16 protein-coding genes and 1 pseudogene are annotated in these 15,475 nt (G+C 29.6%); 9 read left to right on the forward strand and 8 right to left on the reverse strand.

Going from position 1 to position 15,475, the window contains the following annotated elements; translation table 11 throughout:
* The first annotated feature begins 50 nt into the window (after positions 1 to 50).
* From uvrB to CSUB8523_RS10710, 9 genes and pseudogenes are all read left to right on the forward strand, one after another.
* Complete coding sequence (uvrB, locus tag CSUB8523_RS07355) at positions 51 to 2,024, forward strand: excinuclease ABC subunit UvrB (protein WP_043020073.1); 1,974 nt, start codon at positions 51 to 53, stop codon at positions 2,022 to 2,024.
* Between the two features lie 70 nt (positions 2,025 to 2,094).
* Positions 2,095 to 2,361 (forward strand): HlyD family secretion protein, encoded by a 267-nt coding sequence (locus CSUB8523_RS07360; RefSeq protein WP_043020074.1) that lies wholly within the window; start codon positions 2,095 to 2,097, stop codon positions 2,359 to 2,361.
* A gap of 33 nt (positions 2,362 to 2,394) precedes the next feature.
* Positions 2,395 to 2,664 (forward strand): HlyD family secretion protein, encoded by a 270-nt coding sequence (locus CSUB8523_RS07365; protein WP_039664376.1) that lies wholly within the window; start codon positions 2,395 to 2,397, stop codon positions 2,662 to 2,664.
* Between the two features lie 118 nt (positions 2,665 to 2,782).
* Complete coding sequence (locus tag CSUB8523_RS10065; protein WP_158336829.1) at positions 2,783 to 2,953, forward strand: hypothetical protein; 171 nt, start codon at positions 2,783 to 2,785, stop codon at positions 2,951 to 2,953.
* Complete coding sequence (locus tag CSUB8523_RS09610; protein ID WP_052243004.1) at positions 2,946 to 3,158, forward strand: ATP-binding cassette domain-containing protein; 213 nt, start codon at positions 2,946 to 2,948, stop codon at positions 3,156 to 3,158. Before CSUB8523_RS10065 ends, CSUB8523_RS09610 begins: the two co-directional genes overlap by 8 nt.
* 164 nt (positions 3,159 to 3,322) lie before the next feature.
* A pseudogene (locus CSUB8523_RS10705) lies at positions 3,323 to 3,448 on the forward strand (ATP-binding cassette domain-containing protein); the annotation flags it as partial.
* A gap of 485 nt (positions 3,449 to 3,933) precedes the next feature.
* Positions 3,934 to 4,083, forward strand: a complete 150-nt coding sequence (locus CSUB8523_RS10070) for a hypothetical protein (protein WP_158336831.1) — start codon at positions 3,934 to 3,936, stop codon at positions 4,081 to 4,083.
* Between the two features lie 577 nt (positions 4,084 to 4,660).
* The gene (locus CSUB8523_RS09615) at positions 4,661 to 5,023 is read left to right on the forward strand and encodes an ABC transporter permease (protein ID WP_052243005.1); all 363 of its coding nucleotides are present in this window, start codon (positions 4,661 to 4,663) and stop codon (positions 5,021 to 5,023) included.
* Between the two features lie 181 nt (positions 5,024 to 5,204).
* A complete protein-coding gene (locus CSUB8523_RS10710; protein WP_052243006.1) occupies positions 5,205 to 5,468 on the forward strand; it encodes an ABC transporter permease in 264 nt (87 codons plus the stop codon).
* Between the two features lie 83 nt (positions 5,469 to 5,551).
* Here the strand turns inward: CSUB8523_RS10710 and efp are convergent, their stop codons facing one another.
* Genes efp through pheS form a run of 8 tightly spaced genes read right to left on the reverse strand, consistent with a single transcriptional unit; the run spans position 5,552 to position 15,396 of the window.
* Complete coding sequence (efp, locus tag CSUB8523_RS07385; protein WP_039664377.1) at positions 5,552 to 6,121, reverse strand: elongation factor P; 570 nt, start codon at positions 6,119 to 6,121, stop codon at positions 5,552 to 5,554.
* Positions 6,122 to 6,181: 60 nt separating this feature from the next.
* A complete protein-coding gene (locus CSUB8523_RS07390) occupies positions 6,182 to 7,762 on the reverse strand; it encodes an alpha-ketoglutarate reductase / D-3-phosphoglycerate dehydrogenase (protein ID WP_043020075.1) in 1,581 nt (526 codons plus the stop codon).
* Positions 7,759 to 8,238: a hypothetical protein gene (locus CSUB8523_RS07395; RefSeq protein WP_039664379.1), complete on the reverse strand. Its 480-nt coding sequence runs from the start codon at positions 8,236 to 8,238 to the stop codon at positions 7,759 to 7,761. The genes CSUB8523_RS07390 and CSUB8523_RS07395 overlap by 4 nt, the downstream gene beginning before the upstream one ends.
* Positions 8,239 to 8,244: 6 nt before the next feature.
* Positions 8,245 to 9,912, reverse strand: coding sequence for a 30S ribosomal protein S1 (locus CSUB8523_RS07400; RefSeq protein ID WP_039664380.1), 1,668 nt, complete (start codon positions 9,910 to 9,912; stop codon positions 8,245 to 8,247).
* A 55-nt stretch (positions 9,913 to 9,967) separates the two neighbouring features.
* A complete protein-coding gene (locus CSUB8523_RS07405; protein WP_039664381.1) occupies positions 9,968 to 10,804 on the reverse strand; it encodes a 4-hydroxy-3-methylbut-2-enyl diphosphate reductase in 837 nt (278 codons plus the stop codon).
* Positions 10,794 to 12,080 carry a 3-phosphoshikimate 1-carboxyvinyltransferase gene (gene aroA / locus CSUB8523_RS07410; protein ID WP_039664382.1) on the reverse strand — a complete coding sequence of 429 codons (1,287 nt, stop codon included), beginning with the start codon at positions 12,078 to 12,080 and terminating at the stop codon, positions 10,794 to 10,796. The genes CSUB8523_RS07405 and aroA overlap by 11 nt, the downstream gene beginning before the upstream one ends.
* On the reverse strand, positions 12,077 to 14,407 hold the full coding sequence (gene pheT / locus CSUB8523_RS07415; RefSeq protein ID WP_043020076.1) for a phenylalanine--tRNA ligase subunit beta: 2,331 nt from the start codon (positions 14,405 to 14,407) through the stop codon (positions 12,077 to 12,079). Before pheT ends, aroA begins: the two co-directional genes overlap by 4 nt.
* Complete coding sequence (gene pheS / locus CSUB8523_RS07420; protein ID WP_039664384.1) at positions 14,404 to 15,396, reverse strand: phenylalanine--tRNA ligase subunit alpha; 993 nt, start codon at positions 15,394 to 15,396, stop codon at positions 14,404 to 14,406. Before pheS ends, pheT begins: the two co-directional genes overlap by 4 nt.
* Positions 15,397 to 15,475 lie beyond the last annotated feature (79 nt).

Consider the following 15,475-nt stretch of genomic DNA (forward strand, 5'->3'; position numbering starts at 1 on the left):
TTAGAAAAAATTTTGTGTAAAATTAGTAAAAATACAAGTTAGGAAAAATTATGTTTGAACTTACTAGCGACTTTAGTCCAAGTCCTGATCAAAAACAAGCCATTGATGGTTTGGTAAAAAGCATTAAAGCAGGCAATAAATACCAAACCTTGCTAGGTGTTACAGGTAGTGGAAAAACTTTCACTATGGCAAATATCATTAAAAACTTAAACATGCCTACTCTTATCATGAGTCACAATAAAAGCTTATGCGCGCAACTTTATAGTGAATTTAAAGGCTTTTTTGCAAATAATCATGTGGAGTATTTTATAAGCTATTATGATTATTATCAACCCGAGGCTTATATTCCAAGAACCGATGTTTTTATAGAAAAAGACAGCTCTACTAATGAAGACTTAGAAAGATTAAGACTAAGCGCAAGTGCTTCGCTTTTAAGTTATGATGATGTTATTTGCATAGCTAGTGTTTCAGCAAATTATGGTTTGGGAAATCCAAGTGAGTATGTGGGTATGGTTTTGATTTTAGAGCTTAATATGCAAATTTCACAAAAAGAACTTTTAAAAAAACTTGTAGATATGGGTTATAAACGCAATGATAACTTCTTTGATAGAGCTGATTTTAGAGTAAATGGAGATATAGTAGATATATATCCAGCTTATTATGAGGATGAAGCTATTAGACTTGAATTTTTTGGCGATGAACTTGAGGCGATGTATCATTATAATGTTTTAGAAAATAAAAAAGGTAAAGACTTAAAAAAATTTATACTTTATCCAACTAGTCAATTTAGCGTAGGTGAAACTAGACTTAAAGAGGCTATAAAAGGTATAAAAGCTGAATTAAATAAACGCCTTGCTTATTTTGAAAATGAAAATAAACTCGTAGAAGCACAAAGACTAAAACAAAGGGTAGAATTTGACCTTGAAATGCTTCAAAGCACCGGCATGTGTAAAGGGGTAGAAAATTATGCCTTGCATTTAACAGGGCTTAAGAGCGGCGATACACCTTATACGCTTTTTGATTATTTTGCCATTAAAAATCAAGATTTTTTAGTCATTGTAGATGAATCTCATGTATCTTTACCACAATTTCGCGGAATGTTTGCAGGGGATAGAAGCAGAAAGCAAACTTTGGTTGATTATGGTTTTCGCTTGCCAAGTGCCTTAGATAATAGACCTTTGATGTTTGATGAATTTATTAATAAAAATTGTAAATTTTTATTTGTTTCAGCTACACCTGCACCTTTAGAACTAGAATTAAGCAAAGAAAATATTTTTTATCAAATCATGCGTCCAACAGGGCTTTTAGATCCTAAAATAGAAATCAAAGATAGTGAAAATCAAGTAGAAATTTTATATGATGAAGCTAAAAAAGTTATAGAGCGTAATGAAAGAGTTTTAATAACCGTTTTAACTAAAAAAATGGCTGAAGAGCTTAGTAAATACTACTTAGAACTTGGCTTAAAAGTAAAATACATGCACTCAGAAATTGATGCAATTGAGCGCAATGAAATCATCCGTGGCTTAAGAAGTGGCGCTTTTGATATTTTAATCGGGATTAATCTTTTAAGAGAAGGACTTGATTTACCTGAAGTTTCCCTTATAGCGATTATGGATGCAGACAAGGAAGGCTTTTTAAGAAGCACCACTGCACTCATTCAAACGATGGGACGCGCGGCTAGAAATGTCAATGGAAAAGTATTGCTTTTTGCTAAAAAAATCACAAAATCTATGCAAGAAGCTATCGATACCACCAATGAAAGAAGAACCCTACAAGAAGCTTATAATAAAAAGCACAACATCACACCAACCTCAGTAAAAAGAAACATAGAAGAAAGTTTAAAACATGAGCTTGAACAAGGAGAAATTTATCGTAAAGGCAAAGAACTTGAAAAAATGCCTGCGAAAGAACGCGCTAAAATAGTAAAAGAATTAAGAAAACAAATGCTAGAAGCAGCTAAAAATCTTGAGTTTGAGAAAGCGGCAATGCTTAGAGATGAAATTAATAAATTAAGAACTTTATAAACTCTTGTTATTTAAGATTATTTTTGTTTTTTAATAAACTAAAAATAAATAATAAATTTAAAGTGAAACTATGCTCAAATTTCTTTTGCTTATCATAGCAATATTTTCTTTTTATGCATGTTCTAATTCAAATAATAAATTTGATGCAATGGGAATTTTTGAAAGTGATGAGATAATTGTCTCTAGTGAAATACAAGGAAAAATTTTAGAATTTAATATCCAAGAAGGACAAAAACTACAAAAAGACCAAATAATAGGAAAAATAGATAGTGTTACTTTGGAGTTAAAAAAGAAAAAGCTTTATCATGTTATTGAAGTATTAAAACTACAAAACTAGATATAAAAACCAACTCTCACCTTTAAAGACACATTGGTAGATAAAAAACGCTATTATACACTTTTGAAAAATGAGGCAATTTCTCAAAAAGAATATGATAATATTAATGCAAAATATTCGTTATTAGAAAAAGAAATCAATGCTAAAAGAAAATTAACCCTTAAAAACGCTTCTATAGATGAACAAATTCAAACCGCATTGACTCAAATTGCTATCTTGAAAGATAGTATCGCTAAAAGCTTTATTAGATCACCTATTTATAATACTGTTTTAGAAAAGTATGCTTTTATTGGAGAGTTATAAATAAAAATCAAGCATTATTTAAAATAGCAGATTTATCAAACTTATATCTTAAAGCTTATATTATCAATGAAGATTGCAATAAAATAAAACTCAAAGATAAGGTAAAATAATTTCTGGCATGGGTGAAAATTACCAAGATGTTATATCTTATATTTCACAAAAAGCTGAATTTACACCAAAGACTATCATAAGAGAGAAAATATTTGTTTATATGATAAAAATAAATCTCAAAAACAATGATTATTTGAAAATCAAAACCTATACTGAAGTATATTTTTGCCATGATTGAAGTAAAAAATCTTTATAAAAGTTACAATAATAAGAAAATTCTAAGTGATATTAATTTTAACCTAAATGATAGTGAAATTTTAGGTACTATTGGAGCAGATGGATCTGGCAAAAGCACTTTGTTAAAAATTTTAAGCACACTTATATTACCCGATACAACAAAAACTAAAATTTATGAATATGATCTAGCAAAAGACTATCAATAAATTCGAAAATAATAGCCTATATGAGTCCTTATTTTAGTCTCTATGGGGATCTTAGTATAGATAAATAGATTTTTTTTCAAAATTCACTCTTACAATTGGAGAGAAAATTTACAAGAAACATTACTCATATATCAGAAAAATAAAAAGAAGAAAGTGCACTTTCTGGAGGAATAAAACAAAAACTAGCTCTATGTTGTACTCTCATTCATAAACCAAAACTTTTAATATTAGATGAACCTACAACTGGGGTGGATTCTTGTTCAAGAAAAGATTTTTGGGATGTATTATAAAGCATTGTTATAACAAGCTATTACATGGATAAAATTACAAGATCAGATAAAATCACTTTTATGTAAAATGGTAAATTTATAAAACTAGACAAACCAAAAACACTATGTGAAAATATTCAACAGAAATTTATGCTTTAGAGGAAATAAAAATCAAAAATATTATGGCAATTTTAAAAAATGATGATGGTGTAAAATTTTTATGCTTTTAAAGAAAATATTCATATTCTTTTTAAAGAACATACCAATACTTCTAAATGATTATCTACAATAGAAAAAATGTAATCAAAAACTTTCCTTATATAAAATCAATGCAAATATAGAAGATTGTTTTATGGAATTAAACTATGGATAATATTATAAAAACTTCTAATCTTTGTAAATATTTTAGAACTTTTAAAGCAGTAGACAATCTAAATTTTGAAGTTCAAAAAGGAGAAATATTTGCCTTTTAGGAACCAATGGAGCAGGGAAAACGCTGATATAAAATGCTTTGCGACTTGGATTTGCCAACAAGTGGAAATGCTTTTATTGGTGGATATGATATATATAAAGATAGTGAAAAAATAAAACAAAATATAAGCTATATGAGTCAAATATTTTCACCTTATGAAAATCTAAGTGTTTTTAAAATATAAAATTATTTAGCACAATATATGGTTTAAGCGCTAAAACAATAAGAGAAAATGGAGAATCATTATTATAAAAAAGTTAGCCCAACTTTACTCAAGCCAAAGATTATTTTTTAGACGAGCTCATAAGTAGTGTAGATCCAAAAAATAAGAAGGGATTTTGGGGGTTTATTTGCAAAACAAGTGATAAAATATTTCTTTTTTATCACGACACATTATATAGTCAAGATGGAATATTGCAATAGAATAGGCATCAAGATAGATGGCAAAATCAAAATATTAGATACTTCAAAAAATTTAATAAGAACATATAATGCTAAAGATATACAAGAAGTATTTTTTCAACCAACAAAAGAAGTAAAAAGATCTTAAAATGAATCTTTTTCTAGCTATTGTTAAAAAGAAAGTTTGCTATTATAAGGGATAAAAGAACTATGTTGATAGTATTTTATGCCTATAGTGCGAATTTTATTCTTTGGTTTTGCACTTAGCATGGAAGCAAATCATATAAATTTAGCATTTTAAATTAATCAAAAGACAATATTAGCAAACAAATACTCAAATATAATAAATAACCCTTATTTTGAATTTGTACAAACATATCACAATATTTTCCACATGCAAAGATGTTAAAAAATGTATAGAAAATAACATTTATGATACAATACTAGAATTTAACTCAAATTTTGAACGCAATTTTTCCAAAGAAAATAAATTAAATTTATTTCATTATATTAATGCTATAAATGGAGTAAAAGCAAATATATCCTTAACCTATATAAACAAAATCATCGCTTCAAGCTTAAATTTCAAACAATACAAAATCAACATCTTAAGCAATTTCAAATTTAATCCAAATCTTAATTATCAACATTATATGATTCCTGCTTTAAGTACTATAGCATTTACTCTACTTTGTGGTTTTTTCCAGCAATTAACATTGTAAACGAAAAAGAAAAAAGGGAATATTGAACAAGTAAATATTAGCCCTATTTCTGAATTTAATTTTATACTAGCCAAGCTCATTATATACTAAATAATTAGCATAGTTGCTTTTAACATAGTCTTTTGGTTTCATTTTTTGTTTATGATTTGTATCCTAAAAGTAATGTATTCTACTATGCACTGTGGTGTTAATTTATATTTTAGCTATTTTTGTATTTGGAATTATCATATCTAACTATTCTAATACCATGGCACAAGCTATGTTTGTAATTATTTGCTTCATGATGATTTTTATATTAATGAGTGGACTTTTTACTTTTATACTTTCTATGCCAAAATGGGCTTATATTTTAAGCCATCCAAATCCATTAAAATACTTTATAGAATCTTTAAAAAAGATTTTTCTAAAAAAGTTGATACAACAAATTTTTATTCTAATTTTATAATACTTGATATATTTGCGATTATATTTAACCATTTTACTATAATAAGTTATAAAAAAAGAAGTTAAAAGCCTTAAAAAAGGCTTTTATTTATTTGCTCTTTCTATATACTCTCCACGCACAGTATCAACACGGATTACTTCCCCTTCTAGTACATGGAAAGGAATTTGAATCACTGCACCTGTTTCCAAAGTAGCTGGTTTTTTATTTGAACCTTGGGTATCGCCTTTAAAATTTGGTGCTGTTTCAACGATTTTAAGTTCCATTACTTGAGGTACTTCAACACCAATTGCTTTTCCATTATGAAATAAAACATCAACCATGGTTCCATCGAGCATCCATTTTTTAGCTTCACCCACATCCTCATCGCTAATTGCTACTTGCTCATAAGTTTGTGTATCCATGAATTGACAATTTTCACCATCATCGTAAAGATATTGCATTTGCTTTTCTTCTAAATTTGGAGATTCGCATTTATCCCCTGCATGAAAAGTTTTTTCTAAAACTTTACCATCAATAAAAGATTTAATTTTAATACGAACAAACGCAGGACCTTTTCCTGGTTTTACATGTTGATATTCAACAATTTTAAAAGGAATACCATCAATTTCTATTTTTAAACCTTTTTTTAAATCTCCCATTCCATAAGAAGCCATGTATTTTCCTTAATTTTAAAATTAAAAACAAATTGTAACAATTAAGCCTTATAAAAAGTCTTAAATTTCTGCATATTCTGCAAAAATACAAGCATCAACCGCTCTTAATTCTTCTAATAATGCTTTTGAAATTTTCGTATCAAGTAAAATGACCGATAAAGCTTTTCCAAAGCCATTTCTACCAAGTCTAAAGTCGGCTATATTTACATTATTTTTAGCCAAAATTCCACTCACATTAGCAATAACACCTGGAATATCATTATTATTTAAGATGATCATTTTTCCTTTAGGTTTAAAGTCTATATCAAAGCCATTTAACTCTACAATTCTTTGCTCATTATCTCCAAAAATCGTTCCCGAGATCGATAAAGTCGAGTTATCTGTAAGCACTTTTATGGTAATTTTATTACTATATCCACTACTTGGTAAAATATGAGAAGAAAGCTCCACTCCTTTATCTTTAGCCACAAAATGCGCATTAATATAGTTGATATTTTCTCCTAAAATTCCTCTTAAAACACTCACTGTTACAAAAGTTAATAAAGATTCATTGTATTCGCTAATTTGCCCTTCGCTTTCAAGTTTAATAGCTTTAATAGGAGTTTTATCAAGCTGAGCAGCCAAAAAACCCATTTTCGAAATAAGTTCTATATAAGGTGCGACAAATTTTGGTAAATCTTCTGTTTTGATTAGCAAATTTAAGGCATTAGGATAAGAAATTCCCCTTGCAGCGTTTAAGGCTTGCTCACATGCTTGAATAGCGATATTTTCTTGACTTTCTAAAGTATTTGCTCCAAGATGAGAAGTAACTGAAACATTTTCAAAATTTAAAAATGGATGGTTTGTTGCAGGCTCTTTATCAAACACATCAATACCAAGCCAAGCGATTTTACCATTTCTTAATCCCTCACACAATGCCTCTTCGTTATAAAGACCACCTCTAGCACAGTTAATTAATCTAACTCCATCTTTCATTTTATCAATCTCATCATAAGAGATCATATCTGTAGTTTCTTTTGTTTTTGGTGTATGGATTGTAATAAAATCACTTTGGGTTAAAATCACATCTAAAGAATTTACACACTCAATACCCAAATCAGTCATTTTAGATGCTACTACATAAGGATCATATGCAATAACTTTCATACCAAAAGCTTTTGCGCGCACAGCAACTCTTGAGCCTATATTACCAAAACCTATCACACCTAAGGTTTTATTCATAAGCTCTACGCCATACCACTTTTCTCTTTCCCATTTTCTTTCTATTTTCAAAAAATTATGAGCATTTACAAAAGATCTAGCAGAACAGAGCAAGTGATTCATAGTCAGCTCTACTGCTGCTATAGTATTTGCGGTTGGGACATTCATTACAATGATTCCTTTTTTAGAACACTCATCAATATCTACATTATCAACCCCAACGCCTGCTCTAACTAATGCTTTTAAGTTATTACACGCATCAATAAATTTCAAATCCACATCTGTAGAACTTCTAGTGATAGCCACATCTACATCACCTAGTTTTGTCAAAAGCTCATCTTTAGGCAAATGTGCTGCTTCGATTAACTCTACATCCTCTGCTTTTCTTAAAAGCTCCACACCTTTATCTAGTATCGCATCACACACAATAATCTTTTTCATAACCAAACCTCCTTTAATTTTGCATTTATATTGTAAATTTTTAATTTTTCAATCAGAGCATTTAAAACTTTTTCATTGTTAGTATCAAGGTAAATTGCTACTTCATCTTTACTTTGAGTTAAAGTGTATTTAATAAAAAAAGAATGCAAAGTTTGCTTTAAACAAAACACCGAATATACATCGTTTTTATTCACATCAAGCATATAGAATTTTTGCTTTGGTTTTACTATAGAATCATCCATTTTAAAACTCATATAAAATTCATTTGCTGCTGGGGAAAAATCATTGATTTTAAGATTTGAAAGCTTATCTTGCCAAGTTTGTGGCAATTCTTTTTTTATTTCATCAAAAGAATATTTAACATTTTGTGAGATAGGCAAGCTCCCAATGCTTACATATCTCACCATAAAAATAAAAGCAATAACCAAAGCTAGGCTTAAAAAGCCTAAAATACCATACAGGGTATATTTTTTCATTTTTTATTATGAAAGCTGATCTTTGATAATATCACCTAAAGTTACTTTGTCGTTATCATTGATTTCATTTAGAGCTTCTCTTTCTTTCATTCTCGCAAGACTTTTAACACTTAAGCGAATTCTATTTTTCTTTTCATCAATAAAAACAATCAAAGCCTCTATTGTATCCCCAATTTTTAGAATTGAAAAATCAATATTACCTAAGTCTTCTTTATGAATAAGCGCATCCACGCCTTCTTCTAGCTCAACAAAAACTCCAAAATCTTTGATATCTCTAATTTTACCTGAGATAATATCATTTACTTGATGTTTTTGTGCATAAATTTGCGCAGGGCTTTTTTGTAATTCTTTAGTGCTTAAAGAAATTTTTTGATTTTCTTTGTCTAGTCTGATTATTTTTACTTCGATATTATCACCAACTTTATAAATATCCTTGCATTTATCGTTTCTATTCCATGAGGCATCTTCATTATGCAATAAACCTTCTAAGTTTGCAATTTTTACAAAAGCACCAAAGTTAGTCACAGAAGTAACATTACCTTTTACCACATCACCTACTTTATGTGTTTTCAAAAATTCATCAAAAGGTTTTGCTAATAAATTTTTTAAAGAAACTCTAAGTCTTCTTTCCTTAGCATTAATCTCAATCACTTCTACATCAAGCTCTTGACCTTCGCTAATATAATCTTTTGGATTTTTAGCATTTTTATCCCAAGAAATTTCACTTATATGTAAAAATCCTTCTATATCATTTCCTAAATCCACAAAAGCACCATATGGTTCTATATTTGAAACCGTGACTTTAATAGTATCTCCAAGCTCTAAACCATCTTTAATCTCATCCCAAGGATCGGGCATAGCAAGTTTGATAGATAATGAAAGATGCTTTTTATCATTATCGTATTTAATCACTTTTACAAGAACCTTGTCGCCCTCATTATATAATGAACTAGGATTTACCGGTCCTTTATAAGAAATTTCACTATAATGAACCAAACCATCAACACCACCCACATCAATAAACATACCATAGGTAGTGATTTTTTTAACAATACCTTCTATGTTTTCTTCTTGATTTAATACATTAGAAATAATTTCTTTGCGTTTTTTTCTTTCTTCATCTACTATTTTTTTTCTAGAAACTACTATGCTTTGAGCTTCTTTGTCTATTTTGATGATTTTAACTTTGAAGGTTTTATTGATGATATTGTTTGAATCTTTAAAGCTGCTTTGTGATTTTGGCAAGAAAAACTCTACTCCATTTTCATCCACAGCTACAAAGCCACCTCTATTTTTACCAATGATTTTCACATCAAACATACTTTCATTATCTTTATAATTATCAATAAATTCTTTAACTTTTTGTTTTCTCAAAGCTTTTTTATGAGAAAGTAAAGATCTGCCACCGCGAGAACCCACTATAGCAACTTCTAATGTATCGCCTTCTTTAAAAATAAGTTCGCCATTTTCATTTTGAATTTCTTCTGTTGCCAAAATACCTTCTGATTTTTGCCCTACATTTATAAATACTTCATCACTTTTGATAGCAACGATTATGCCTTGTGTAGTTGCCTCCTCATCAGACTTAAAAGATTCTTCAAGCATTTGCTCAAAATCTTCTTCTATGATAATATCCTCTAGTCTGTTTTGAACTTTTTTGTTCACCTCGCTCATTGTGGTCCTTTGTTTTAAATTTTAATTTTTGATTATAGTATTGTTTTCTTTAAACTTAGTTAATTTTGACATATTCTTTGATTTTTTCCAAAACTAAATCAATCACCCACTCAGGTGTAGAAGCCCCTGCACTAATACCACACTTTTTCTTACCACTAAACCACTCTTCTTGGATTTCTTTTTCGTTTTCTATCAAATAACTTTCTTTGCAGTAATTTTTAGCTATTAAAAAAAGTTGTTTGGTATTAGCTGAATTTTTACCTCCGACTATTATCATCACATCGCTTTTTTTTGCAAGCTCATTAATCGCTTCTTGATTTTTAAAAGTTGCATCGCATATGGTATTAAAAACACGTACCTCTTTAACCCTAAGCATTAAAAAATTTACAATCTCCATAAATTTTTCTATCTTCTTTGTTGTTTGAGATACCACAGCAACTTTTGAAGGTAGTTTTACATCAAGCAATTCTTTCTCATCAAGTACCACATAAGCTTTTGTACTTACATAACTTCTAACTCCTTTAACTTCAGGATGATTTTCATCCCCAAAAATAACAACTTCATAGCCTTCATTGCTCATTTGCTCACAAATTTTTTGCGGTTTAGTTACAAAAGGACATGTTGCATCAAAAATTTCTATATTTTTTTGCTTTAACTTTTCTAAATCTTGCTTTGTAATACCATGAGTTCTAATGATCGCCTTTTTTTCAGCGCTTAATTCATTAATATCATTTAATGTTTTAACATTATAATTTTTCCATAATCTTGTGATTTCTTCATTATTATGAATCAAGGGTCCTATAGTAGCTGCATCTTTAATCTGTTCTGCTTTTTTTATCGCTCGTTTTACACCAAAACAAAAACCATAACTTTTTGCTAATTCAATCTCCAACTTTAGCTCCTATTTGTTTTAAAATTTCAATAAAATTTGGAAAAGAGGTTTTAATACACTCACAATCATCTACTTCCATGTTGCATTTTAATCCCAAAATCAAAAAACTCATTGCGATTCTATGATCTCCATAGCTTTTGATCTTAGCACATTTGGCTTCCCCGCCTTCTACCTCAAAACCATCTTCAAATTCTTTGGCATTTATGCCACATTTTTGTAAATTTAATACTATTGATTTGATCCTATCACTTTCTTTTACGCGCAATTCTTTAGCATTTTTTATAACGCTTTTACCACTAGCACAAGCAAAAGCTATAGCTAAAGCTGGAATTTCATCAATCAACCACGCAATATTTTCATTTACACTTACTGCTTTTAAAGGTGCACTTTCAACACAAATTTCTCCGATACTTTCAAACTCATCATTATCAAGATAGTATGTAATTTTTGCACCCATTTTTTTTAAAATTTTAAAAGCTTCAATGCGCGTTTTATTCAATAAAACATTTTTCAAAACAACCCTTGAATGAGGTAAAATACAAGCTGCTAGTGCAAAATAAAATGCCGATGATGGATCATTTGGCACACATACTTCGAATGCTTTGAGTTTTGTTTTTAATGGTTGTATTTTTATAGAAGTTTTTTCTTGATTTAAATACTCAATACAAGCGCCCATTTTATTTAATATAATTTCACTGTGATTTCTTGAAAGTTCAATTTCTTTAAAATAGCTTTCTTTTTTTGCAAATAAAGCCGCTAAAATTAAAGCCGATTTTACCTGAGCTGAAGTAATATTGCTAGTAAAGTTAAATCCTTCTAACTTTGCTCCTTGAATCGCAATAGGTGCTAAATTTGCCTCATCTCTTCCAAAAATTTTAGCTCCTATATGTTTTAAAGGCTCACTTACTCTTTTCATTGGTCTTGCGTTTAGATACTCATCTCCACTTAAAATAAAAAATTCGCCCTCTATGGCACTTAAAATACCAATCAAAAGTCTCATAGCTGTACCTGAATTTCCACAATCTAAAATACAATTTGGAGACTTTATATACTGTGGTGCTCTAATATAAACAAATTCCTCATCCATGCTAACTTCAGCACCCAAAGCTTGAATAATCGCCAAAGTATGCAAAGTATCTTGCGCTTTTAAGTAATTTTTGATTTTACAAGTTCCTTGTGTAAGCAAAGAAAAGATAGCAAGGCGATGAGATATAGACTTATCAGAAGCTATATCTTCAAGCTTTGCTTCAAAAGAAGAAATGGAGTTTATTTTCATCGAAGTTTTAAACCATGCTCATCATCTAGAGCTTTGATAATTTTGTCAATATACTCAAAAACAATATTATCTTCTAAAGTTTTTTCAAAATCTCTAAATACTAAATTAATAGTCAAGCTATAAAAATCGCCTAAATTCTCATCTGTATACAAATCCACCACTCTAAAGCTTTCTAATCTTTCAATGTTTAATTTAACAATGGTTTGTTTGATTTTTTCATATTCAAAACCTTTAGGAATAACCACGCTTAAATCCCTGCTCATAGATGGAAATTTAGAGTAAGCTTTGGCGATCTTAAAGTCTTGTTTTAAACTTTCTAAATCAAGTTCGCATATATAAGTTTTTGCCAGATCTCTTTCATTTTCTATGCTTAAATGCACTCTACCCACAAAACCTATGCGTTTACCATTTTTATAGACATTTGCTTGCTCATATGGGCTTAAAAATGTATATTCTGATTTTTGCAAACTATATTCGCCGATAATACTTTTTAATTCAGCTAAAAAAGTATAAAAATCCACCAAAACAGGTTTGGCTTTGTTTGCTATTTTGGCTTCTTCTTTGCAACCACTAAAAATCATTGCAAATTTAGTATGCTCATTTGAAAACTCATCAAAAACACTACCACATTCAAAAAGCTTAATTTTCTTTTTAGAATTTCTCAAATTAAAACTTGCAGCATTTAAAAGATGATTAACCAAAGTACTTCTTAGTGTATTTAATTCATTAGTAATTGGGTTGATTAGTTTATTTTTTATACATTTAAAACCTAAGCGTGCCAATTCTTCTTCATTATCTAAAACATAATGAATACTTTCAAAATAACCATTATGACTAGCTTTTAATCTTAAATTTTTTATTTCTTGATAGTCAAAATACACTTGATTTAAACGATTTTTTTCTCTAAATTCTAAAGCTCTTGAAGGAATATTATCAATACCAATAATCCTTACCACTTCTTCACTAATATCCGCAATATTCACGATATCACTGCGATGAAGTGGAATTTTGATATTAAATTGTTCATCATTAATCACACTAATTTCAAAGCCTAATTTTTTAAGAATTTTAACTAAAATATTTTTGTCTATAGGCATACCGATGATCTTATCAATCTCTGTACCAAAAATACCAATAACCTTTGCTTCGCACTCTTTAAAGATTTGCTGACTTCCTGAAAAAACACTTATAGCATTAATCTTCAAGCATTCATTAAATAAATACTCCATTCCCAATGAAAGCTTGGGTTCGCTGCCTCTTGAAGTGCGGTATATGGTATCGTTTTTCTTTTTATGAAAAGCTACTGCATTAGCTATGATTTGAGGTTGAGTGTAACTTGCTTCTATGATGATGATTTTACTCTCATTATTAATTTTATACTTATCTTCTTGTTCTATCCCTGCTAAAGCAATCAGCTCATCTTTATAATAAATTCCGTATTCACCATGCTCTTGAGTTTTTACTTCTAGTGTAATTTTCTCATCAACATGACAATCTTGACAAAGCTTATGAAAATCATAAGCACAAAAAACCACACCGCTTGCATGTGTTGCATATGCTAAAAGATTTTCAATATGGTTGTTTTTATAAGCCTCGATCAATGCAAGACGAATTCCTATCGTAATATTTAGTTTAAATTCTTCCTTGATTTCTAATGCTCTATATGCGAAAAAACCTTCCACATCGCTTTGGTTTTTAACACTAAGTATTCTTCCTATGCCTACGCTATTTTCGCCTTCTTTCAAAGGACTTAATTCTTTTAAATTTAGATCTAATGCCGCACTTAGATCCCTAGCAACACCATACAAACTCAAGCAATCTCCACGATTTGGCGTAAGTTCTATTTCAATTATTTCATCATTGAAAAGTTCATAGGTATTTAAAGCTTTTCCTAAAACTAACTCTCCCATACTTTCATCTAAAACCATAATACCATCATTGCTTTTTCCAAAACCAAGCTCACTAGAAGAACAAATCATACCCATTGATTCAACTCCTCTAAGTTTGGCAGGCTTTATCTCAAGTCCACCAGGAAGTACCGCACCTACCAAAGATACAGCAACAAACTGATCTTTATCAACATTCTTAGCCCCGCAAACAATTTGTAAAATTTCATTCCCAACATCCACTTTACAGATATTTAATTTATCGGAATTTTCATGTTTAACTTTTTCTAAAACCTTACCCACTACAACTTTTTCAGGAGCTTTCACACTTTTAAAGCTATCAACTTCCAATCCTATAGAATTTAAAGTATTTATTATAGTTTGTGTTGATATCTCACTTAAATCAATCCATTCATTTAACCAATTTTTACTAATAATCATCTAAATTGCTCCAATAATCTTAAATCACCTTCAAACATAGAACGCAAATCAGGAATTTTATGTAAAAGCATAGCAAATCGCTCCACCCCTAAACCAAAAGCATAACCGCTTACATTTTTATAACCTACAAATTTATAAACATTAGGATCTACCACACCACATCCTAGGACTTCAAGCCACCCTGTGTGTTTACAAACTCTACATCCACAACCCTTGCAAAATACACAAGAAATATCTACTTCAGCAGATGGTTCTGTAAAAGGAAAAAAGCTAGGTCTAAAACGCACCTTTACATCGCCAAACATATGTTTTAAAAAATGCTCAAGTATATCTTTTAAATTTGCAAAATTAACTTTATCTCCCTCTTCTACAACAAGTCCTTCAACCTGATGAAACATTGGTGTATGGGTAATGTCAAAATCTCTTCTAAAGACCGCTCCCGGTGCTATCATTCTAATAGGTGGTTGTTGTGCTAACATCGTTCTAATTTGCACTGGAGAAGTTTGCGATCTAAGCAAAGTTTTGTTTTCAAAATAAAAAGTATCTTGCATATCTCTTGCAGGGTGATTTTGAGGTAAATTCAATGCTTCAAAATTATGAAAATCATCTTCAATCAAAGGCCCTTTTTCTATGCTGAAATTTAAAGCCGTAAAATATTCTATGATTTTATCCATGGTTTGCATGATTGGGTGTAAAGCACCTGCATTTGAAGTCTCATCAAAAAAACTAAAATCCTGTACATCTTGTTTCATTTTTTCATTTAAAGCTTTTTCTTCTAATTCTTTTAATTTTACTTGGTAAGCTTCGTTAAATTCATCTCTTGCCTTATTTAAGCCATTAGCAAATTCTTTCTTTTCTTCACCTTGCAAATCCTTTAACTTTGCAAATTCCAAAGTCAAAATACCCTTTTTTCCCAAAATACTTACTTTTATATTTTCAAGTTCTGCTAAAGTACTTGCAGAAGCAATTTTTTCTATCATATCTTGCAATTTTAGCTCCAAATAAATTATTTTTAAACATTCTAATGTAAAATTATTTAAAATTAGCAAAAATAATAAAAAAAGGACT

It is taken from the genome of Campylobacter subantarcticus LMG 24377, assembly GCF_000816305.1.
GTDB classification, from domain to species: Bacteria; Campylobacterota; Campylobacteria; order Campylobacterales; family Campylobacteraceae; genus Campylobacter_D; species Campylobacter_D subantarcticus.